This window comes from Azotobacter salinestris (assembly GCF_009363155.1).
GTDB lineage: Bacteria > Pseudomonadota > Gammaproteobacteria > Pseudomonadales > Pseudomonadaceae > Azotobacter > Azotobacter salinestris.
Genome location: NZ_CP045302.1, coordinates 669,773 through 690,492 on the forward strand (window position 1 = coordinate 669,773; position 20,720 = coordinate 690,492).

Sequence of the window (20,720 nt, forward strand, 5' to 3'; positions counted from 1 at the left end):
GCAAACCAAGCCCGTCGAGAGTCGACCAACATGGACAAGCTCCGCATGACCACTCCGAAGAAAATAGCCGTATACACAGCCATAACCGCTGGCTACGACAACTTGGAAGAGCCCACCTGCACATCTCCGGAGCATATCGATTATCTGGCCTTCACCGATTGCGACATCCATTCCCGGTTCTGGAAAATAATTCGCCTGGATGAAAGCTACTCGCATCTGGACAGCGTCAGAAAGGCAAGAAAAATCAAGATCGTCGGCCACCCCGTCCTGGAACAATATGACTGCACCATCTGGATAGATGGAAACATCGACATAATAGGCGACATCACCGAACTCCTGCCGCTGCTCGACAAGCATGACCTGATCACCTTCAAGCACCCGCGCAGAAACTGCATCTACGAGGAAGCCATGTCCTGTCTGTCGAGCAAGAGGGACTCCGTAGACGTTCTGAAGGAACACATCGAATTCCTGAAGAGACAAGGCTATCCGGCAAAGCATGGGCTGATCGAAAGCAACGTCCTGCTCCGCAGGAAGACCCCCGCACTTGAAAAGCCCATGAACGCCTGGTGGGAAATGGTGCTCGGGCGGAGCAGAAGAGACCAACTGTCCTTCAACTACATAGCCCATCAACACAATCTGAACTTCGGGCTCATGGGCAACGACAATGCATACGACGGAACAAGCAAATACTTTTTCCGGCGTGAACGGCATCGGCGCCCTCCGCCTGTCGAGCGCTATTCCTGGCACTACCGTTACTCGGCCTACCTGGCCCTCTTCCATACCAGGAGATATGTGAGCAGGGTCCGTAAAAAACTGATCAAGCACCTGGACAGCCTGGCCCATACCCGCCCCAAGGATGCCTAGTCCCGAGCGATCTCTCCCATCCCCACCCAATAAGAGCTGGAAGAGCCATGAATATCTCCATTGCCATGGCCACCTACAATGGCAGCCGCTACCTGCAGGAACAGCTGGACAGCTTCGTCCGCCAGACCCGCCAGCCCGACGAGCTGGTGGTCTGCGACGACTGCTCGAGCGACGAAACCGTCCATATCCTGGAGAAGTTTCAGAGACAGGCGCCCTTTCCCGTGCGCCTCTACCGCAACGAAAGAAACCTGGGCTACATCAGGAACTTCGAGAAGGCGCTGTCCCTGTGCCGCGGCGATGTCCTGTTCCTGAGCGACCAGGACGATGTCTGGTTCGAGAACCGGCTCGAGATCGTCGAGCAGGCTTTCCTGGCGCACCCCGAGAAGATGGTCGTGCTCAACGACCAGGAAATCACCACGCAGAACCTGGAGCCCACCGGCCGCAGCAAACTGGGCAACACCCGCAGCCTGGGCTTCAGCGACACCTATTTCATCACCGGTTGCTGCACCGCGCTGCGCAGGGTCTGGCTCGAGGTCGCGCTGCCGATTCCCGAGGTGGTCGGCCATCACCACATCCCGCACGACATCTGGATCAACAAGCTTGCCGACTTCCTCGGCCTGCGGCTGATCATCGATCGCCCGCTGCAGTTCTACCGAAGGCACGGCAACAACGCCTCGCACAGCGTCTCCAGCAGCACCGGCCGACTGTCCCGGCTGCAGGTGCTGGCCAGCCATGGCCTGAAGGATGCCCGCGAAGGCTGGATGACCCAGATCGTCCACGCCAACCTGTACCTCGAGCGGCTCGAGGCGAACCGGACGCGCCTGAAGGTCCTCGGCGCCGACCAGCGCCTGGAGCAGGCGCTGGCCCGCCTGCAGGCCCGGATTCCGGCCTTCGAGCGACGCCTGGCGATCGCCGCGCGCCCGCGCTGGCGACGCAGCCCGGAACTGCTGCGCTTCTGGCTGTCGGGCGGCTACCAGACCTTCGCCGGCTGGAAGAGCGCGCTCAAGGACATGGTCCGGCCATGACCGCTCCGCGCCCCTCGGTCCTCCATCTGCTCACCTCGCTGCACTTCGGCGGCGTGGAAAAGCGCATGGAGCTGCTCGCCGAACAGCCGGCAGGCGACATGCAGCACCTCTTCTGCGCCATCGGCGGCGGGGGCAGTGCCGAGCGCCAGCTGAAAACCCTCGGTGCCCCGGTCCACTGCCTGCACCAGCCGGCGAAAATCCCCAGCCCGGCCGCCATCCTCGCCCTCGTCCGGCTGCTCCGCCGGCTGCGTCCGACGGTGCTGCACGCCCATGGCGCCGAGGCCAACTTCCACGGCCTGATCGCCGCCCGGCTGGCCGGGGTGCCGGTGCGGGTCGGCGAAGAGATCGGCATCCCGACGCACAGTGCGCACGCCCGCCGGGTGTTCCGCCAGCTCTACCGCTGCGCCCACTGCGTCATCGGCATCTCCGACGCGGTGACCGGCTGGCTGGTCGACAGTGGGGAGGTACCGCCGGCCAAGGCGATCCGGGTCTACAACCCGGTCAAGCTGCCGAACGGGCGCAGTGCGCGGGTGCCGACGGCCGAAACGCTGCGCATCGGCTTCGTCGGCCGCCTCGAGGCGGTCAAGAACCCCCAGGCGCTGGTCGAGGCCGTCGCCCTGCTGCGCGCCCGTGGCATTCCCGCGGAACTCTGGCTGATCGGCGAGGGTCGCGAGCGGGAACGGCTCGAAGCCTTCATCCGCGCCCAGGGGCTGGACGACCGCGTGCATCTGCTGGGCTACCGGCCGCATCCCGACGCGTACGTGCGCCAGTGCCACCTCTACGTCCAGCCGTCCCGCTCCGAAGGCTTCGGTCTGGCGCTGGTCGAGGCCATGGGTTGTGGCGTCCCGGTCATCGCCACCGCGGTGGGCGGTGCGCCGGAAATCGTCGCCCCAGGCACCACCGGCTGGCTGCTGCCGGAGGCGACCCCGACCGCCCTCGCCGCCGCCCTCGAGGCGGCCTGGCGGATCGGCCCGCAGCGGCTCGCGGCCATGGGCGCGCGGGCGCGCGGCGCCGTCGAGGGACGCTTCGAACCCGCCCGCTACAAAAGCCGGCTGGAAACCCTGTACCGGCAATTCACCCCCAAACGGGCCCAAGGCGAACATGGACAAGATCCGGATTCTGCACTGCCTTGAAACGGTCGGCTCCGGCGGCGTCGAACAGCGCCGCCTGACCCTGGCCCGTCAGCTCGACGGCTCGCGCTACCAGCAGGCGCTGGTCTGCACCCAGGCCATGGGCGCCCTGCCGGCGCGCTTCGCCGAGGCCGGCTGCCCGCTACACGCCGTCGGGGTGTTCCGCGGCGTGCTGGACCGCGAACCGTACCGACGGGCCCTGCGCGTGATCCGCGAGTTCCGCCCGCACATCATCCACGGCGCGGTGTTCGAGGGCGTGTCCCTGGCCGCCATCCTCGGCCGCCTCGCCCGGGTGCCGGTGATCATCGGCGAGGAAACCTCCGACCCGGTCAACCGCCGCTGGCGCGGCCACCTGCTGCTGCGGCTGCTGGGCAGCCTGAGCCACCAGATGGTGGCGGTGTCGCCCGCCGTCGAGCAGTACCTGCTCGGGCGCCTGCACCTGCCGCGCAGCAAGGTCACCCTGATCAACAACGGCGTGGCCGAGACGGCGCCGCCCGACGAGGAGCGGATCCACGCCTTGCGCGAGCAGTTCGGGCTGGCCCCGGAGCACTTCGTGATCGGCACCGTCGGCCGGCTGCACGACCACCACAAGCGCGTCAGCGACCTGCTCCGCGCGCTGGCCACGCTGCTCCCGGCCTGTCCCGAGACGCGCCTGCTGATCGTCGGCCGCGGGCCGGACGAAGGCCGGCTGCGCGAACTGGCCGACCGGCTCGGCGTCGCCGATCAAGTGCGCTTCGCCGGCTACCAGGCCGACCCGCAGCCTTGCTACGCGCTCATGGACGTCTTCGCCCTGGCCTCGGCCATGGAGGCCTTCGGCCTGGTGCTGGTCGAGGCGATGTACGCCGGACTGCCGGTGGTGGCGACCCGGGTGGGCGGCATCCCCAACATCGTCGACGAAGGCAGGAGCGGCCTCTTGGTGTCGCCCGGCCAGCCGCAGGCGCTCGCCGAGGCCATCCTGGACCTGCAGCGCGACCCCGCCCGGCGCCAGGCCATGGGCCGGGCCGGGCAGCGCCTGGCCACCGCCAACTTCGGCGCGGAACGCTACGTCCGCGAAGTCGACCACCTCTACCAGCGCCTCGCCGCCGAGCGCCTCGCGTCATGAACATTCTCTACGTCACCTGGGACGGCCCGCAGGTCACCTACCTGGAGAGCCTGTTCCTGCCGATCTTCCAGCGGCTCTCCGCGGTGGGACTGCACTTCCACATCCTGCAGTTCACCTGGGGCGAGGAGACGCTCATCGAGCGCCGCCGCCAGGCCTGCCGGCAGGCCGGACTGGCCTACCGGGCGCAGCGGATCCGGCGCCGGCCCCGCGCCCTGGGCGGCCTGCTGACCGCGCTCGAGGGCGCCCGGCTGATCCGCCGGGCGATCGACGAGCAACAGATCGATGTGCTGATGCCGCGCAGCACGCTGCCGGCCCTGGCCAGCCTGCTGGCGCTGCGCGGCCGTACGCTGCCGATGGTCTTCGACGCCGACGGCCTGCCCCTGGACGAACGGGTGGAGTTCGCCGGCCAGTCGCCGTCCAGCCTGGCCCAGCGCCTGCTGCGCGATGTCGAGGCGCAGGCCGTGCGCCGCGCCGACCGCGTGCTGACCCGCTCGCAGCAGGCGGTGGAGATCCTCCTGGCGCGGGCCGGCCCGGGCACCTCGCCCGGCAAGTTCCAGGTGGTCGGCAACGGCCGCGACATCGAGCGCTTCAGCCCGGGAGACGCCGACTCGCGGCGGCGGATGCGCGAGCGGCTGGGATTGGCCGCCGACACGCCACTGCTGGTCTATGCCGGCTCGCTCGGCCCGCAGTACTGCGCGGAGGAAATGTTCCGCCTGTTCGGGCGAATCCTTCAGCGGCGCACCGATGCCCGCCTGCTGGTCCTGACCGGCTCGCCGGAGCTGCTGCAGCCCACCTTGGAGCGCTTCGCCGCGCTGGCGCCGGCGGTGTCCTGCCTGTCCGTGCCGGGCGAGGCGGTGCCCGGCTACCTGGCCTGCGCCGACCTGGGCCTGGCGCTGCGCCGGAGCAGCTTTTCCATGCGCGGCGTGGCGCCGATCAAGCTCGGCGAGTACCTGCTCTGCGGCCTGCCGGTGCTGGCCAGCGCCGGCATCGGCGACACCGACGCCATCGCCGCCAGAGCCGGGCGGCTGCTCGCCGCTCTGGCGGACGCCGAACTGGACCGGGCGGCCCGCTGGTTCTGCGACGAGGTGCTGGCGCAGCGCGAGGCCTGGCGCGAACGCTGCCGGAACCTCGGCATCCGCCACTTTTCCCTGGAGGCCTGTGCCGACGCCTATGCGGCGGCCCTGACGCCCCTGCGCACATCCGTGTAGGCGGTGCCCCTGCAGCCTTCCCTGTCCGGCAGCCAGCCCCGCGGAGAACCGAGATGAAGATCCTCCTGCTCACCCGCTACCCGCGCACGGGCGCCAGCAGCCGGCTGCGCACCCTGCAGTATCTGCCCCACCTGCAGGCCGCCGGCCACGAGGTCCGGGTGCAGAGCCTGTTCGACGAGGCCTACCTGGAAAGCCTCTACCGGTACGGCCGGCGCTCGCCGGGACGGACCGCGGCGCTCTACCTGCGCCGCCTGGCCGCGCTCGCCAGGGCCGGCGACCACGACCTGCTGTGGATCGAGAAGGAGCTCTTCCCCTACCTGCCCGCCTGGGTCGAGCGCCAGCTGGGCACGCCCTGGATCGTCGACTACGACGATGCGGTGTTCCACAGCTACGACCAGGCGCGCAATCCCCTGGTCCGCCGGCTGCTGGGCGGCAAGATCGACGCGGTCATGCGCAGCGCCAGCGGCGTGATCGCCGGCAACCACTACCTGGCCGAGCGCGCCCGCGCCGCCGGCGCGGCCCGGGTGACGGTGATTCCCACCGTGGTGGACCAGGCCCGCTACCAGCCGCGCATCGTGGCGCCGGCCGCGCACCCGGTGATCGGCTGGATCGGCTCGCCCTCCACCCAGAAGTACCTGCTCGACATCCGCGAACCCCTGCAGCAGGCCTGCCGGCGATACGGCGCGCACCTGCTGCTGGTCGGCGCGACGGCGGAGATCCGCGCCTGCCTGCCCGGCATCGAGATCCAGATCGAGCCCTGGAGCGAGGCGCGCGAGGCGGCGCTGATCCGGCGCATGGACGTCGGCATCATGCCGCTGCCGGACGGGCCCTGGGAGCGCGGCAAGTGCGGCTACAAGCTGATCCAGTACATGGCTTGCGCCGTGCCGCTGGTGGCCTCGTCGACCGGCGCCAACCGGGAGATCGTCGAGCACAGCGGCGCGGGCCTGCTGGCCGACTCGGGCGATGCCTGGCACGACGCCCTGTCCCGCCTGCTGACCTCGGCCTCCGAACGGGAACGGCTGGGCCGGGCCGGGCGCCAGGCCGTGGAGAACCGCTATTCGCTGCAGCGCCAGTTGCCGGTGCTGCTGGACACCCTGGCCGCGGTGCTTCCGGCCAGCCGCAAGGCTTTGGCCCATTGATCGGGGAAAATAGCCATGGCACTGGTCTCATCCGTCTGGCACGTCATCAGCGCCATCCTGATCTTCCTCATCGGCGCGCTCCTGGTCACCTGGGCCGGCCGCCATTTCCGCACCGGCACCGGCCGCGGCCTGACGCTCTACGTCTGGCACACGCTGTTCTGCCTGGTCTATGCCTGGTACACCCTGAAGTACGGCGGCGATGCGATCAGCTACTACCGCGCGGCCCGCAGCGGCGCACCCGAGTTCCATGTCGGCACCTACGGCGTCATCTACCTGACCCACCTGCTGATCAAGTACCCGGGCCTGTCCCTGCTCGGCGCCTTCCTGGTCTACAACATTTTCGGCAGCCTCGGCCTGCTGGCCTTCGACGCCAGCCTGCGCGCCGTCACCCACGGCAAGAGGCGCCTCTACCGCCGGCTGGCCACCCTCATCGTGTTCCTGCCCTCGGTGAGCTTCTGGACATCGGGCATCGGCAAGGACGCCCTGTCCTTCCTCGCCACCGGCCTCGCCCTGTGGGCGGCGCTGGACCTGCAGCGGCGCACCCCGCTGGTCGGGATCGCCGTCGCCATCCTGCTGCTGGTCCGCCCGCACATGGCCGGCATGCTGGTCATGAGCCTGAGCCTGGCCCTGCTGCTGCACCCGAAGACCTCCCTGGCCAGGCGGGTGCTGCTGGGCAGCATCGCCGTCGCCGTGGCGGCCTCCCTGGTGCCCTTCGGGCTGGAGTACGCCGGGGTCAAGGGCACCGACACCGAAGCGCTGATGGAGTACGTGGAGGGTCGCCAGGAGCACAACATGAAAGGCGGCGGCGCGGTGGACATCTCCTCCATGAGCCTGCCGATGCAGCTGTTCACCTATCTGTTCCGCCCGCTGCCGTTCGAGGCGTTCAGCATCTTCGCCCTGGCCGCCGCCCTCGACAACATGATCCTGCTCTACCTGTTCGTCATGGGCGGACGCGCCATGCTGCGTCGTCCCGCCGGCCGGCGTTACCGGGAAAACCGCATCTTCCTCTGGAGCTACGCCCTGGTCGCCTGGCCGATGCTGGCCATGACCACGGCCAACCTGGGCATCGCCCTGCGCCAGAAATGGATGTTCACCCCCATGCTGATCCTCCTGTTCCTCTCGGCGCTCGGCACGGTGCGCCAGCAGGTGCGCCCGGCGAGCCCGCCGCCGAGCCCGGTCATGCAGATCTATCAACGCTACGGCATCCGTCCCGGACAGAGGCACGAACCATGATCTTCCTGCTCGTCGCCGGCTTCGCCGACTCGCTCCTGGCCTTCCGCGGCCCGCTGCTCGAGGCTCTGCTCGCCCGCGGTCTGGAGGTGCACGTGGCGGCGCCGCAACTGGCGCCCGGCTGTCCCCTGCGCCGGCGCCTGGAAGCGCGCGGCCTGCACGTGCACGACCTGCCGCTGCGGCGCACCGGCATGAACCCGCTGCAGGACTGCGCCACCCTGCTGCACCTGTGGCGGCTGAAGCGGCGCATCCGTCCGACCCACGTCCTCGGCTACACCGCCAAGCCGGTGATCTACGGTTCGCTGGCCGCCGCCTGGGCCGGGGTGCCGCAGCGTTTCGCACTGATCACCGGGCTGGGCTACGCCTTTCTCGGCGAGGCCGGGGACGGCGGCGCCCGCGGCCTGCTGCACGCCCTGCTGCCGCGCCTGTACGCCCTGGCGTTGCGGCGGACCCACAAGGTGTTCTTCCAGAACCCCGACGACCAGGCCCTGTTCCGCGGCCAGGGCATCCTCGGCCCGGCGATTCCCTCCTGCGTGATCAACGGCTCCGGCGTCGACCTGCTCGAATATCCCGTCGCGCCCGTGCCGGCGCGCCCGCATTTCCTGCTGATCGCCCGGCTGCTGGGCGACAAGGGCGTGCGCGAGTACGCCGCGGCGGCGCGCCAGGTGAAGAACCGCTGCCCAGCGGCGCTCTTCACCCTGGTCGGCTGGATCGACGACAACCCCGACGCCATCGGCCAGGCGGAGCTGGACGGCTGGATCGCCGACGGCACGCTGCGCTACCTCGGCCGCCTGGACGACGTGCGCCCGGCGATCGCCGCCTGCAGCGTGTACGTCCTGCCCTCCTACCGCGAGGGCACGCCGCGCACGGTGCTGGAGGCCATGGCCATGGGCCGCGCGGTGATCACCACCGACGCCCCCGGCTGCCGCGAGACGGTGGTGGACGGCGACAACGGCTTTCGCGTGCCGGTGAAGGCGGTGGACGAGCTGGCCCGCGCCATGCAGCGCTTCATCGAGGAGCCGGCGCTGGCCGTGCGCATGGGGGGCCGCTCGCGGCAGCTGGCCGAGGAGAAATACGACGTGCAGCGGATCAACGCCCGGCTGCTGCAGGAGATGGGGCTGTGATGCTCAAGCGCCTGTTCGATATCCTCGTCGCCGCCAGCGCCCTGCTGCTGCTCGCCCCGCTGCTGCTGGTGCTGGCCTGGCTGGTGCGCCGGCGGATCGGCACGCCGGTGCTGTTCCGCCAGCTGCGGCCCGGCCTGCGCGGCCGGCCGTTCGAGCTGCTCAAGTTCCGCAGCATGCGCGAGGCGCTGGACGCGCACGGCATGCCGCTGCCCGACGCCGAACGCCTGACGCCGTTCGGCCGCTTCCTGCGCGCCACCAGCCTGGACGAGCTGCCGGAGCTGTGGAACGTGCTCAAGGGCGACATGAGCCTGGTCGGCCCGCGCCCGCTGTTGATGGAGTACCTGCCGCTCTACACCCCGGAGCAGGCCCGCCGCCACGCGGTCCGCCCCGGCATCACCGGCTGGGCCCAGGTCAACGGCCGCAATGCTCTAAGCTGGGAAGAGAAATTCCGCCTGGATGTCTGGTACGTGGACCACCGCTCGTTTCGCCTCGACCTGCGCATTCTGCTGCTGACCCTGCGGCGGGTGCTGGCGCGCGAGGGCATCAATGCCGAGGGCGAGGCGACCATGGCCCGCTTCACCGGGAGCAAACCATGAAAAGACTGGCCATTCTCGGCGCCAGCGGTCACGGCAAGGTGGTGGCGGACACCGCCGAACGCTGCGGCTGGCGCTCGCTGGTGTTCTTCGACGATGCCTGGCCGAAACGCCAGCACAACGGTCCCTGGGTGGTGATCGGCAACGGCTCGATGCTGTTCGACGCCCTGGCCGGTTTCGACGGGGTGCTGGTGGCGATCGGCGACAACCGCATCCGTCAGGACCGGCTGCGCCGCCTGCGCGATGCCGGGGCGCCGCTGGTCACACTGATCCACCCGACGGCCACGGTCAGCGCCCATGCCCGGCTCGGCGCCGGCTCGGTGGTGTTCGCCGGCGCGGTGCTGAACGTCGACGCCCGAGTCGGTCCGGGCGCCATTCTCAACACCGGCTGCAGCGTCGACCACGACTGCCTGCTGGGCGAGGCGGTGCACGTCAGCCCCGGCGCGCGCCTGGCCGGCGGCGTGCAGGTGGGCGACCTGAGCTGGATCGGCATCGGCGCCAGCGTGCGCCAGTCGCTGCGCATCGGCCGGCGGGCGATGGTCGGCGCCGGCGCGGCGGTGGTGGCCGACGTGCCGGACGGCGCCACGGTGGTCGGCGTTCCGGCGCGGCCGCTCTGAGCCGGGTCAGGACATCGTGACGTTCGCGGAGCCCGGTATCGGTGGCTGATAACAGGGCAATCGTATGAGGGTGAAAGCGGGCTGGAAAAAAGATGGTGCGTCGGGTCGCTCCGGCATGGCCTTCGGACTCGCTGCACTGGCTGCCTGCCGAGTGCTCTGATACTCCCTGTTTCGGGCCCCCGCCCGAGTCACTTTCTTGTTGCTTGCCCAACAAGAAAGTAACCAAAGAAAAAGGGCACCCGACCATCCGGCCCCAGCCGCTGCGCAGCTGGGGTTCCCTCGCTCCGGTGCCGCTCCGAGGGTCGTCGCACAAGGGGCATCCATGCCCCTCGTACGACTCTCGCCGCGTCCTGCGGCTCGCCCCTCTACGCGACACCTGCGCTCGGCCTCCTGGACGGGAGTCGAACTCCGAGCCGCCTGAAAGCGCTTTCGCTCTTCCGGCACGGCCTGTCGGGCAGCGCCGGACTCCCCCTTCAGGAGGCCGAGCGGAATCGTCGTGGAGGGGGCCGAGCGGCAAGGATGCCGCGAGAGCCGTGATGGGCCATGGATGGCCCTTCGCGGCGAGCCCCTGGAGCGGCGATGGAGCGAGGGAACCCGGAGCGAAGCGCAGGGCCGGATGAGGGGGTGGCCTTCTTTTTGGTTACTTTTTCTTGGCCAGACAAGAAAAAGTGACTCGGCCGGGGGGCCGAAACAGGGAGTGTCGGCCCACTCGGCAAGCAGCCATGCCAAGGCTCACACAGTCTTTCCAGCCCGGTATCGGCGTTTCATGCGGTTGCCCTGCTGGTGATGAACGGCGCCGGCGTGGCGGTGGCTTGCAGGAACAGATTCCTCTGCGACGACGGGGCGACACGAATTCGCCCCCAATGCCAGACGAGCACTCGCACAGATTCATGGACCGTTCGCAGAAGGTCTGCGAACTCCGTAACGGCGCTCCGCCACGGAACCGCTCCCGCTCACAGCACCACCCACCCGCACGACACGCCAGCGTGTCCATCGAACCACCCTCGCCAATATCCTGGAGGTCTTTCCAAGATGCTGGACAGCCCCTTCGCCCCCTGGCCCTGCTTCACCGAGGAAGAAGCCGACGCCGTGCGCGCGGTGCTGCTCTCCAACCGGGTCAACTACTGGACCGGCCAGGAGTGCCGCGCCTTCGAGGAGGAATTCGCCGCCTGGAGCGGCTGCGCCCACGCCATCGCCCTGGCCAACGGCACCGTGGCCCTGGACGTGGCGCTCGGGGCCCTGGGCATCGGCCCGGGCGACGAGGTGGTGGTGACGCCACGCACCTTCTTCGCCTCGGTGTCCTGCATCGTCAACGCCGGTGCCGTGCCGGTGTTCGCCGAGATCGACCGCGACTCGCAGAACGTCACCGCCGAGACCATCCGCGCGGTGCTGACGCCGCGCACCCGGGCGCTGCTCTGCGTGCACCTGGCCGGCTGGCCCTGCGACATGGATCCGATCATGGCGCTGGCCGAGGCCCACGGCCTCAAGGTGATCGAGGACTGCGCCCAGGCCCACGGCGCGCGCTACCGGGGCCGCTCGGTCGGCAGCATCGGGCATGTCGGCGCCTGGTCGTTCTGCCAGGACAAGATCATCAGCACCGGCGGCGAGGGCGGCATGGTCACCACCAGCGACCGGTCGCTGTGGTCGCGGATGTGGTCGCTCAAGGACCACGGCAAGAGCTGGGAGGCGGTGCATGCGCGCCGCCATCCGCCGGGCTTCCGCTGGCTGCACGAGAGCTTCGGCGGCAACGGGCGGATGACCGAAATGCAGGCGGCGCTCGGGCGCATCCAGCTGCGCCGGCTGCCCGACTGGCACGCGCGGCGGCAGGCCAACGCCGAACGCATCTGGCGCTGCGCGCGGCGCCTGCCGGGGTTGCGCGTGCCGGAACTGCCGGCGGACATCGAGCACGCCACCTACAAGTGCTACCTGTTCGTCGAGCCTTCCCGGCTGAAGAGCGACTGGAGCCGCGAGCGCATCCTCGACGAGATCGTCGCGCGCGGCGTGCCCTGCTTTTCCGGCAGCTGCGCCGAGGTGTACCTGGAGCGGGCCTTCGAGGACAGCCCCTGGCGCCCGGCCGAGCGCCTGCCTGTGGCCCGCGAACTGGGCGAGACCAGCCTGATGTTCCTCGTCCATCCCACCCTGAGTGTTCTGGAGATCGAACGCACCTGCACCGTGCTGGGCGCCGTGATGGACGAGGCGGCGCACTGAGCCGGCCCTAGTGGCCGGCGACTCGTCATTCCCACTTCCGGAGGGTTTAGTAATGATGTTCCCTGTTTTCCTGACGGTGGTGTTCGTCATGCGCAACCAGGCGCCCTGCCTGGAGCGCCTGCTGACCGAAGCGGCCGCCGAGATCGCCGCGATCGCCAACGATTACGAGCTCATCATCATCGACAACGCCTCTCACGACGGCAGCGTCGCGGTCCTGCAGCGGCTCACCGGCGAAAACGGACTGGCCAACCTGCAGATCTACGCCCTGAACAAGGAAGTGGACATGGATACCGCCGCCTGGGTCGGCCTGGAGAACGCCCTGGGCGACTACATCGCAGTCATCGATCCCTTGTGCGACGACATCGGCTTTCTGCCGGCCATGCTCGAACAGGCGATGAAGGGCGCCGAGGCGGTCTTCGCCTGCAATCGGCAGAAGCCCCCGCAGGCTCTGGCCTACCGGCTGGCCTGCGCCCTCTTCAATGCCCTCTACCGCCTGTTCAGCGGCATCCATCTGGACAGGGAGGCACCGCAGTACCGCATTCTCGGCAGGCGCGTGGTCAACTTCATCCTGCAGCATCCCCAGCCGGCCATCACCTACCGCCATCTGCCCGCCAGCGGGGGATTCGCCCGCGCCAACCTCGACTACAGCGCGCGTCCCAGGGGGCGGACCGGCAAGCATCTGTTCGACAGCATCGACCGCGGCATGCGCCTGCTGGTGTCGACGACACACGCGCCCATGCGCCTGGTGACCTCGCTGTCCCTGTTCGGCGCGGTGGGCAATCTCCTGTACTCCGGCTACGTGATCGCAGTGGGGCTGTTCAAGAGCGACATCGCCCCCGGCTGGATCAGCGTCTCGCTGCAACAGTCCGGCATGTTCTTCCTGATCTCCCTGGTTCTGCTGGTGCTGGGCGAGTACATCCTGACCATGGCCAGCCTGTCGAGCGAAGGCCCGCGCTTCTACGTCAGCCAGGAATTCACCAGCGCGCGCATGACACGGCGCGAGAAGCTGAACGTCGAGGAAGCCCTGTCCTAGGTAGGTATCGCGATGTCCATTCCATCTGCAGATCAGGATGCGATCGTGATCGGTGGCGGTTTCTATGGCTGCGTCATCGCCGTCTACCTGGCGAGGCAGCGCGGGCTCGGGCGCGTCACCCTGATCGAGCGCGAGCCGGCGCTGCTCAGGCGCGCCTCCCATAACAACCAGGCGCGGGTACACAACGGCTACCACTACCCGCGCAGCTTCACCACGGCCTATCGCAGCCGGGTCAACCTGCCCCGCTTCGTGCGCCAGTGGCCGGAGGCGGTGCGGCAGGACTTCATCAAGCTGTATGCGATCGCCCGCCACAACTCCAAGGTCACCGCCCGCCAGTTCGAGCGCTTCTGCCGGGAGATCGGCGCCAGGCTCCAGCCGGCGCCCCCGCCGCTGCGCGCGCTGTTCGAGCCGCACCTGATCGAGGAGGTGTTCCTGGTCGAGGAATGCGTCTTCGACGCCACCCGGCTGGCCGCCTGGGCCGAGCGCGAACTGCAGGCCTGCGGCGTGCGGATCCGCTACGAGACGCAGGCCAGCGCGATCTTCCGCGGACCGAACGGCATGCTGCAGGTAACGGCGGAGACGGGCCAGGGAACGCGGGAACGCCTCTCCTGCCGCTACCTGTTCAACTGCAGCTACAGCGGGCTCAACCAGCTCCGCGGGGACTTTCCCGGGACGCGGACCGGCCTCAAGCAGGAAATCACGGAAATCGCCCTGCTGCGGATGCCCACCGCCCTGCAGGGACTGGGCGTCACGGTCATGGACGGGCCCTTCTTCTCGCTGATGCCCTTTCCCGCGCGCAGCCTGCACAGCCTCAGCCATGTCCGCTACACCCCGCATCTGCACTGGGACGATGCGCCCGGACTCGACCCCTACCGGAAACTGGACCGCCATGAACATGAAAGCCGGGCCGACCGCATGCTCAGGGACGCGGCCCGCTACATGCCCGCCGTGCTCGGGGCGGTCCACGTCGATTCCCTGTTCGAGGTCAAGACCGTGCTGATCAGGAACGAGGACGACGACGGAAGGCCCATCCTCTTCGAGCAGCACCGCGAACTGCCCGGCTGTTACTCGGTGCTGGGCGGCAAGATCGACAACATCTACGACGTGCTCGACAGGCTCGACGAGCAGGAGATCGCGTGAACCATTCATCCGCCAGTGGAAAGCGAAGGCCATGACTAACGCACTGATCGGCTTTAGCGGATTCGTCGGCACCACCCTGCTGGCCCAGACCCGCTTCGACGCCCTCTATCGCTCGACGAACATCCGCGAGATCGAGGGCCGGACCTTCGACAGCGTCGTTTGCGCCGGCGCCCCCGCGCAGAAATGGCTCGCCAACCGCGACCCGGAAGCGGACCGGCGGAACATCGAGGCATTGATCGCCCATCTGGAAACGGTGCGCTGCCGCAGGTTCGTGCTGATCAGCACCGTGGACGTCTTCGCAACCCCTTCGGGGATGGACGAGGACAGCCCCGTCGACGAGTGGGGCCTGCATCCCTACGGCCTGCACCGCCGCAGGCTCGAAGAGTTCGTCGAGCGGCACTTCCCCGGACACCTGATCGTTCGCCTGCCGGGACTCGTGGGGCCGCGCCTGCGCAAGAACGTCGTCTTCGACCTGCTGAACGGCAACAACCTCGAGGCGATCGACAGTCGCAGCGTTTTCCAGTTCTACCCGATGGTCAACCTCTGGTACGACATCCAGATCGCGCTCGCGGCCGGTCTGCGGCTGCTGCATCTGACCGCGGAGCCGCTCGGCGTGGCGGAGGTCGCGCGCCTGGGCTTCGGCAGGCCTTTCGACAATCGCCTGGCCGCCAGACCGGCGAGCTACGACCTGCAGACCCGCCATGCGCGGATCTTCGGCAGTACCGGCCGCTACCAGTACAGCGCGCGGGAAAGCCTGCTGGCGATCAGGGCCTATGCGCAGTCCGAGCCGCTCGCCCGCGCGTCCGCCACCGAGGCGAAGGCATGAGACTGGCCATTTCCAACATCGCCTGGGAGCGCGACGAAGACCCGGCGATCGCCGGGCTGCTGCAGGCGCGCGGCATCGATGCGATCGACGTCGCCCCCGGCAAGTACTTCCCGGAGCCCGGCCAGGCGAGCGAACGGGAGATCGAGCATGTCAGGCACTGGTGGTCCGCGCGCGGCATCGAGATCACCGGCATGCAGGCGCTGCTGTTCGGCACCCGGGGCCTGAACCTGTTCGGCGCGGCGCAGGTGCGCGAGGCGATGCTGAAGCATCTGGCCGCCGTCTGCCGCATCGGTGCAATTCTGGGCGCCCGGCGCCTGGTCTTCGGCTCGCCGAAGAACCGCGACCGCAGCGGCCTGGACGAGCAGGCGGCGCTGGAGCTGGCGGTACCGTTCTTCCGGCGGCTGGGCAACATCGCCCAAGCCGAGGGCGTGATCCTCTGCCTCGAACCCAACCCGCCCCGCTACGGCGCGAATTTCCTGACCGGCAGCCTCGAAACCGCGCACTTCGTGAGGCTGGTCGAGCATCCGGCGATAAGAATGCAGCTGGACACGGGAACGCTGACCCTCAACGGCGAAGACCCGCGGGCCGTGCTGGAGGACTGCTCGGCGTTGATCGGGCATGTCCACCTCAGCGAGCCCGACCTGCTGCCGCTGGGCGACGGGGGCGCCGATCACGCCAGCCTGGCGGGTGCTCTGGCGCGGCTCCTGCCCGGGCATGTGACGACCGTCGAGATGCTGGCAACCGAAACCGAGCCGCACGCCGCCGCGATCGGACGCGCTCTCGACGCGGCCATCCGCCATTACCGCGACCAGGGGAGTGCAGCCAGACCATGAAGTGGTTGATTCTGCTGTCGGGGATCGTCGCCAACGCATCCGCCAGCGTGCTGGTCAAGCTGGCCATGATGCCGCCGCGCAGGTTCCCCTCCCTCGAAGAGCCGCTGGCGGCCCTGCAGAACTGGCCGTTCTGGCTGGGCCTGGGCCTCTACGGGGCGGCCTTCCTGCTCTACGCCGCCGCGCTGGTTCACCTGCCGCTCAATGTCGCGCATCCGATCCTCACCGCAGGGGCGGTGGCGACCGTCGCCCTGTTCTCGCTGCTGGTCTTCCGCGAGGCCTTCCACTGGACGACAGGGGCCGGGATCGTGCTGGTCATCGCGGGCGTGGCGCTGATCACGGCGCGAACGGTTTGAGACTTTCCGATTCACCTGCCAACTGGAGCCCAACCGGTTGCATTGGCCCCGCGCCGACCTGTCGGTTGCGGAGATGCGTTCCATACCCTCAGGGAAGTGACATCCCCATACTGCCGTGGAGACGTCCAATGCCAAGTCACTCCATACGCCATGGGAACCGCCGCTTTGGCATCATCCTGGGGATCGCTTGCCTGCTCGTCGTTTCGCTGGCCAGCATGAAGATGAAGGGCGGGATCCTGCATGACTCGTTTCACCACGGTGAATACTTCGCGTCTCTGGCCACATTGCTATCCAGCCAATACACGCTCGTACCGCTGACCATCCATGGCGCACTCGACTATATTCCGGGACTCATAGCATTCCACACCTTCGGCCATGAGAATTACTTCTTCCCGACCTGGCTTATCTATCGGCTGTTGGATGTCGCCGCCGCGATACTTCTTTATCTGCTGGCAGAGGATTTCTCGAAGGACAGGCCACACAGCCTCTTTATAAGCCTTGCCTGGGCACTTTGCGCCCCTGCCTTCGTCGGCTACAGGGATGTGATGCTGCTCCTGTCAATCTACTTGTATTTTTCCATACAAAAGCAAGACAACCCCTTCAGTGCAAAAGTGCTTGAAGTATGCTTTGGAGTCGTGGTCGCCCTGGGGTTGTTCTGGTCTTTCGACAGAGGCATTACCGCAGCTGTCTCATTAGGCAGCGCCTGCCTCGTCCAGCTATTCAGAAGTCGACTGTATTCATCATCGCTCGTCTCTTTTGCCATTACCCTCCTGGCAATCGAGCTTGTATTCCCTCAGGCCTCTCTAAGCGGCTATTTCGATAACGTCAAGATTCTGCTCGAGACAGCATCACAATGGAGCAAGGAATGGAAACACGGCTACGGTATTTTCCTGGCTGGCCTGCTGGCCCTTGCGAATGCGCTGGCCATAGGGCTATTACTCCTGGCGATGTTCGATCGGAAAGCATCGACGAACCATCTGCCGAATTGCCTGTTTTTCATATTGCTTTCGCTGTTCCTGTTCAAGATCGGCTCGAACAGGATCGACCTCGGGCACATCCTCATGGGCCTGTGGGGACCTTTGCTTGCAAGCCTTTACTGGTATTCGTCGACGCGGGAAAAAAAGCCCGGCCCCATCCTGAAAGCCTCACTGGGCCTGATTTTCGTCGCTCTCTTCATGGCCAGTTATAAATTCAGGAATCCCGTATTCATACCAATGGCGGCCAGCGTGATCATCGCGCTGTCCCACGCTTTTCCCCTGGCCAGGACAAAAGCCATGTCTCACACGCTGGCCACGTTATTACTGGTCCTGACCCTGTCCTCCTCCCTGCTTCAGGTAGCAAAGGGGCACAGCGACAAGGAATATGTCTGGCTCGATTATCTGGACTCACCGCCACCGAACCCGCTACTCGTCACCGAAGGAGTTCGCTGGGCCTCCCGGGAATTGCTAAGCAGCGGCTCCCACTGCGTGTTCGACCTTGCGAACAGCGGGGTCATCAATGGTCTGACCGGATTGCCTGCCTGCTCTCGCTTCACGTATCCGGTCTATGCCGATCGTCGCTACGAGAAAGAGATGATCGACTCCATGAAGAAGCAGCGCCCAAAGGCAATCATATACTCATCCACCTACTGGTCTTTCCGTATCGATGGAAAAACGATGCATGCCCGCTTTCCCAGTCTCAACGACTTTCTCAGAAACGAATACGCACAGGAAAAGTGCCATCTCGAATATTGCATTCGATATTTGAAGAACCGAAACGACGGATAAATCATCGAGCAGCCGACTCCTGCTCATGAACTGCACGTGAATACAGATCATCCACATATTAATCCGGCAATACAATAGGGCACTTTCTGTATTTTGGTTTCTCCTTGAAAATCAAGGATATATGCCGATACTGGTATGAGCCTTATTTGTGCTTTCGTATTGCCGGATTAATATCACCAGGCCCCTGGCTTCTCTCCCTGCCCGAAGAGCAATGACCATCCTTGCGAAAAACACATCGGGCCGGTCATGACCTCTGGCTAACGGCTTCTGTCCAGGCAGAGCACACAACTATTCAGCGGACGCATCGCATGCTCAGGTACTTCAAGCACAACCTGGTTGCAAGTTACCTTCTCTTCAGCCTGGCGCTCTTTACCGGTCTGAATCTTGTGCAGTACGAGAGCAATGCCCTGCCGTTCCTCTACAAGGACTACCCGACCTATGCGGTCAACGGCGAGAGGCAGTTCGATCGCAACAGCGAGAACCTGGTGTTCAACCGGATCGATTTTGCCGTCCGGGACGCTCCCTATCCCTACAGCTTCCATCTGTGGCGGAGCGGATCCGAAAAGACGGAGTCTGCCGGCCGGCAGTCGGCTTCCGGTCCGCTCGCACACGGGGCGCCCTACCGCTCGCAGATCGGCGTGCAGGCCTGGTTCTGGGCCGGGCTGACCGAGCTGCTGGACATCCACGACGCCCATTATCGGCTCCAGAAAACCCTGTCGGTCCTCCTCGCCGCCCTGGTGGCGGCAGTGCCGCTGGTCTGGATGCGAAAGAATTTCGGGCCCCTGCCTTCGCTGGCCGGCCTCGCCTTTCTGAGCTTCTCGACCGGCATGAACCTGTTCGCCGGCTCGCTCTACTGGTCGCTCTGGCTGTTCATGCTTCCGCTGGCCGTCACCTGCCTGCTGGACATGCTCGGGATCCGCAACCGCTACGCCCTGTTCCTCACCACGCTCCCGGCCTTTCTCGTCAAGTTCCTCGCCGGCTACGAATTCATCACCGTCATCGTGCTGGCCGCCATGACGCCCCACGCCTGGGATTTCTTCATCCACCGCGATAGCAGCGCCGCACGCCGGGCACTGGTCGTCGGGATCTCGAGCGTCTGTGCCTTCCTGATCAGCCTCCTCCACTACGATCTGCTGTTCTCCGCGAACTTCGGCCTCTCCGGGCTCGACCATCTGCTGGGACGCTCGGAGGCCTGGTCCATCCGCGGCCTGGACGATCATGGCCTGGCACTCTGGAGCCAGGCCGCCAAGCTGCTGGTCATGAACTTCATCGATTTCAACGGCTACGGCGTTCCCCTGGGGCTGTGCCTGGCGCTGATTGCCCTCGCCCTGCGCCATGCCAGGCGCCAGCTGCACGCAGCGGAGCTGGGCTTCGTGCTGTTCCTGCTCCTCGGTTCCGCCAGCTGGCTGTTCGTCCAGCCGGGACACCTGCTGTTCCATCCGCGCTATGCGACGCTGGTGTTCTCGCTGCCCTTCGGACTTTTCGCGGTCGGCTTCATCGCCAGGCTGTCAGGCGCCCGGCATCGGAAGGATGCAGGCGCCCTCGCCCCCTCCTGACCGCGGCACACCGCCGGCTTCGCCAGTCCCTGCGCGGAGGAATGAAGATGATCACCGATACTGCAGCTGCCGCCCGCCGCCACTGGCAGGTACCCACCTTCGATACGCCCTTCTGGCACGGTCGCCGCCACCCGTGGTGCGTGGTGATTCCGGTCATCGACGAAGGCGCCCGGATCCGCAGCCTGCTGTCCCGGATGGCAGCGCTCGACATCGCCGCCGTCGCCGACCTGCTGATCGTGGATGGCGGCAGCAGCGACGGCTCCCTGGAGCCGGAAGCCCTGCAGCAGCAGGGCGTGCACGGGCTGCTGCTCAAGACCGGGCCGGGCCGGCTGAGCGCCCAGCTGCGCTGTGCCTACGCCTTCGCCCTCGACCAGGGCTACGAGGGCATCGTCACCATCGACGGCAACGACAAGGACGACCCGCAGGCCATCCCCTGCTTCGTCGAGGCCCTGCGCCAGGGGGTGGACTTCGTCCAGGCCTCCCGCTTCATTCCCGGCGGAAGCGCGGAGAACACGCCACGCTCGCGCTATCTCGCCATTCGCCTGTTGCATGCGCCGCTGCTCAGCTGGGCTTCCGGGTTCCGCTGGACCGACACCACCCAGGGCTTTCGCGCCTACAGCCGGCGAATGCTGCTCGACCCGCGGATCGCGCCGTTTCGCGATGTCTTCAGCGGCTACGAGCTGCTGGCCTATCTGTCCAGCCGCGTGCCCAGACTGGGCTATCGCTGCATCGAGCTGCCCAGCGTCAGGCGCTATCCGAAGGACGAGGTGCCGACCAAGATCGCTGCCGTCAGGGGCCACCTCGCGCTGCTGGTGGTGCTGTTTCGCGCCTGTGCCGGCCGCTACGACGCCCCTCCGGACGGCTTCGGCTAAGCGCCCGTCGCTCACAAGCCCATGATCGTCACCGACTCCAACCTTCCAGGACGGTTTCACGCACTCAGGGACTGAAGACTACCTCCGCATTCCGGCCTCAC

19 protein-coding genes are annotated in these 20,720 nt (G+C 67.0%); all 19 read left to right on the forward strand.

Going from position 1 to position 20,720, the window contains the following annotated elements; genetic code table 11:
• Window positions 1-30: 30 nt before the first annotated feature.
• The 19 genes from GCU53_RS03065 (at window position 31) to GCU53_RS03160 (ending at window position 20,619) form a co-directional block, all read left to right on the forward strand.
• Window positions 31-864, forward strand: a complete 834-nt coding sequence (locus tag GCU53_RS03065) for a glycosyltransferase domain-containing protein (RefSeq protein ID WP_152386317.1) — start codon at window positions 31-33, stop codon at window positions 862-864.
• 47 nt (window positions 865-911) lie between these two features.
• Window positions 912-1,889, forward strand: a complete 978-nt coding sequence (locus GCU53_RS03070; RefSeq protein ID WP_152386318.1) for a glycosyltransferase family 2 protein — start codon at window positions 912-914, stop codon at window positions 1,887-1,889.
• Window positions 1,886-3,022, forward strand: coding sequence for a glycosyltransferase (locus GCU53_RS03075; protein WP_152386319.1), 1,137 nt, complete (start codon window positions 1,886-1,888; stop codon window positions 3,020-3,022). The genes GCU53_RS03070 and GCU53_RS03075 overlap by 4 nt, the downstream gene beginning before the upstream one ends.
• Complete coding sequence (locus GCU53_RS03080) at window positions 2,991-4,121, forward strand: glycosyltransferase (RefSeq protein ID WP_244307026.1); 1,131 nt, start codon at window positions 2,991-2,993, stop codon at window positions 4,119-4,121. Before GCU53_RS03075 ends, GCU53_RS03080 begins: the two co-directional genes overlap by 32 nt.
• The gene (locus GCU53_RS03085; RefSeq protein WP_152386320.1) at window positions 4,118-5,329 is read left to right on the forward strand and encodes a glycosyltransferase family 4 protein; all 1,212 of its coding nucleotides are present in this window, start codon (window positions 4,118-4,120) and stop codon (window positions 5,327-5,329) included. The genes GCU53_RS03080 and GCU53_RS03085 overlap by 4 nt, the downstream gene beginning before the upstream one ends.
• A 53-nt stretch (window positions 5,330-5,382) precedes the next feature.
• Entirely contained in the window at window positions 5,383-6,468 is a 1,086-nt protein-coding gene (locus GCU53_RS03090) for a glycosyltransferase family 4 protein (protein ID WP_152386321.1), read from the forward strand.
• Between the two features lie 15 nt (window positions 6,469-6,483).
• Entirely contained in the window at window positions 6,484-7,701 is a 1,218-nt protein-coding gene (locus tag GCU53_RS03095; protein ID WP_152386322.1) for a hypothetical protein, read from the forward strand.
• On the forward strand, window positions 7,698-8,822 hold the full coding sequence (locus tag GCU53_RS03100; RefSeq protein ID WP_152386323.1) for a glycosyltransferase family 4 protein: 1,125 nt from the start codon (window positions 7,698-7,700) through the stop codon (window positions 8,820-8,822). The genes GCU53_RS03095 and GCU53_RS03100 overlap by 4 nt, the downstream gene beginning before the upstream one ends.
• Entirely contained in the window at window positions 8,822-9,418 is a 597-nt protein-coding gene (locus GCU53_RS03105) for a sugar transferase (protein WP_152386324.1), read from the forward strand. Before GCU53_RS03100 ends, GCU53_RS03105 begins: the two co-directional genes overlap by 1 nt.
• Window positions 9,415-10,032, forward strand: a complete 618-nt coding sequence (locus GCU53_RS03110; RefSeq protein ID WP_152386325.1) for an acetyltransferase — start codon at window positions 9,415-9,417, stop codon at window positions 10,030-10,032. Before GCU53_RS03105 ends, GCU53_RS03110 begins: the two co-directional genes overlap by 4 nt.
• Window positions 10,033-11,064: 1,032 nt before the next feature.
• A complete protein-coding gene (locus GCU53_RS03120) occupies window positions 11,065-12,240 on the forward strand; it encodes a DegT/DnrJ/EryC1/StrS family aminotransferase (protein WP_152386326.1) in 1,176 nt (391 codons plus the stop codon).
• Window positions 12,241-12,292: 52 nt separating this feature from the next.
• Complete coding sequence (locus tag GCU53_RS03125) at window positions 12,293-13,273, forward strand: glycosyltransferase (RefSeq protein ID WP_152386327.1); 981 nt, start codon at window positions 12,293-12,295, stop codon at window positions 13,271-13,273.
• Between the two features lie 12 nt (window positions 13,274-13,285).
• Window positions 13,286-14,413, forward strand: coding sequence for an NAD(P)/FAD-dependent oxidoreductase (locus tag GCU53_RS03130; RefSeq protein ID WP_152386328.1), 1,128 nt, complete (start codon window positions 13,286-13,288; stop codon window positions 14,411-14,413).
• 31 nt (window positions 14,414-14,444) lie between these two features.
• The gene (locus GCU53_RS03135) at window positions 14,445-15,239 is read left to right on the forward strand and encodes an NAD-dependent epimerase/dehydratase family protein (RefSeq protein ID WP_152386329.1); all 795 of its coding nucleotides are present in this window, start codon (window positions 14,445-14,447) and stop codon (window positions 15,237-15,239) included.
• Window positions 15,236-16,072 carry a sugar phosphate isomerase/epimerase family protein gene (locus tag GCU53_RS03140; RefSeq protein ID WP_152386330.1) on the forward strand — a complete coding sequence of 279 codons (837 nt, stop codon included), beginning with the start codon at window positions 15,236-15,238 and terminating at the stop codon, window positions 16,070-16,072. The genes GCU53_RS03135 and GCU53_RS03140 overlap by 4 nt, the downstream gene beginning before the upstream one ends.
• Complete coding sequence (locus GCU53_RS03145) at window positions 16,069-16,425, forward strand: EamA family transporter (RefSeq protein ID WP_152386331.1); 357 nt, start codon at window positions 16,069-16,071, stop codon at window positions 16,423-16,425. Before GCU53_RS03140 ends, GCU53_RS03145 begins: the two co-directional genes overlap by 4 nt.
• Before the next feature lie 128 nt (window positions 16,426-16,553).
• Window positions 16,554-18,191, forward strand: coding sequence for a hypothetical protein (locus GCU53_RS03150; RefSeq protein ID WP_152386332.1), 1,638 nt, complete (start codon window positions 16,554-16,556; stop codon window positions 18,189-18,191).
• A 308-nt stretch (window positions 18,192-18,499) separates the two neighbouring features.
• Window positions 18,500-19,747, forward strand: a complete 1,248-nt coding sequence (locus tag GCU53_RS03155) for a hypothetical protein (protein WP_152386333.1) — start codon at window positions 18,500-18,502, stop codon at window positions 19,745-19,747.
• A 47-nt stretch (window positions 19,748-19,794) separates the two neighbouring features.
• Window positions 19,795-20,619: a glycosyltransferase family 2 protein gene (locus tag GCU53_RS03160; RefSeq protein WP_152386334.1), complete on the forward strand. Its 825-nt coding sequence runs from the start codon at window positions 19,795-19,797 to the stop codon at window positions 20,617-20,619.
• Window positions 20,620-20,720 lie beyond the last annotated feature (101 nt).

Bases quoted from the DNA above. Each gene is read 5' to 3' on its own strand.
- GCU53_RS03100 (WP_152386323.1), top strand. From the start codon at position 7,698: ATGATCTTCCTGCTCGTCGCCGGCTTCGCCGACTCGCTCCTGGCCTTC.
- GCU53_RS03085 (WP_152386320.1), top strand. From the start codon at position 4,118: ATGAACATTCTCTACGTCACCTGGGACGGCCCGCAGGTCACCTACCTG.
- GCU53_RS03070 (WP_152386318.1), top strand. From the start codon at position 912: ATGAATATCTCCATTGCCATGGCCACCTACAATGGCAGCCGCTACCTG.
- GCU53_RS03125 (WP_152386327.1), top strand. From the start codon at position 12,293: ATGATGTTCCCTGTTTTCCTGACGGTGGTGTTCGTCATGCGCAACCAG.
- GCU53_RS03145 (WP_152386331.1), top strand. From the start codon at position 16,069: ATGAAGTGGTTGATTCTGCTGTCGGGGATCGTCGCCAACGCATCCGCC.
- GCU53_RS03090 (WP_152386321.1), top strand. From the start codon at position 5,383: ATGAAGATCCTCCTGCTCACCCGCTACCCGCGCACGGGCGCCAGCAGC.
- GCU53_RS03080 (WP_244307026.1), top strand. From the start codon at position 2,991: ATGGACAAGATCCGGATTCTGCACTGCCTTGAAACGGTCGGCTCCGGC.
- GCU53_RS03155 (WP_152386333.1), top strand. From the start codon at position 18,500: ATGCTCAGGTACTTCAAGCACAACCTGGTTGCAAGTTACCTTCTCTTC.
- GCU53_RS03130 (WP_152386328.1), top strand. From the start codon at position 13,286: ATGTCCATTCCATCTGCAGATCAGGATGCGATCGTGATCGGTGGCGGT.
- GCU53_RS03110 (WP_152386325.1), top strand. From the start codon at position 9,415: ATGAAAAGACTGGCCATTCTCGGCGCCAGCGGTCACGGCAAGGTGGTG.
- GCU53_RS03120 (WP_152386326.1), top strand. From the start codon at position 11,065: ATGCTGGACAGCCCCTTCGCCCCCTGGCCCTGCTTCACCGAGGAAGAA.
- GCU53_RS03075 (WP_152386319.1), top strand. From the start codon at position 1,886: ATGACCGCTCCGCGCCCCTCGGTCCTCCATCTGCTCACCTCGCTGCAC.
- GCU53_RS03140 (WP_152386330.1), top strand. From the start codon at position 15,236: ATGAGACTGGCCATTTCCAACATCGCCTGGGAGCGCGACGAAGACCCG.
- GCU53_RS03150 (WP_152386332.1), top strand. From the start codon at position 16,554: ATGCCAAGTCACTCCATACGCCATGGGAACCGCCGCTTTGGCATCATC.
- GCU53_RS03065 (WP_152386317.1), top strand. From the start codon at position 31: ATGGACAAGCTCCGCATGACCACTCCGAAGAAAATAGCCGTATACACA.
- GCU53_RS03095 (WP_152386322.1), top strand. From the start codon at position 6,484: ATGGCACTGGTCTCATCCGTCTGGCACGTCATCAGCGCCATCCTGATC.
- GCU53_RS03160 (WP_152386334.1), top strand. From the start codon at position 19,795: ATGATCACCGATACTGCAGCTGCCGCCCGCCGCCACTGGCAGGTACCC.
- GCU53_RS03135 (WP_152386329.1), top strand. From the start codon at position 14,445: ATGACTAACGCACTGATCGGCTTTAGCGGATTCGTCGGCACCACCCTG.
- GCU53_RS03105 (WP_152386324.1), top strand. From the start codon at position 8,822: ATGCTCAAGCGCCTGTTCGATATCCTCGTCGCCGCCAGCGCCCTGCTG.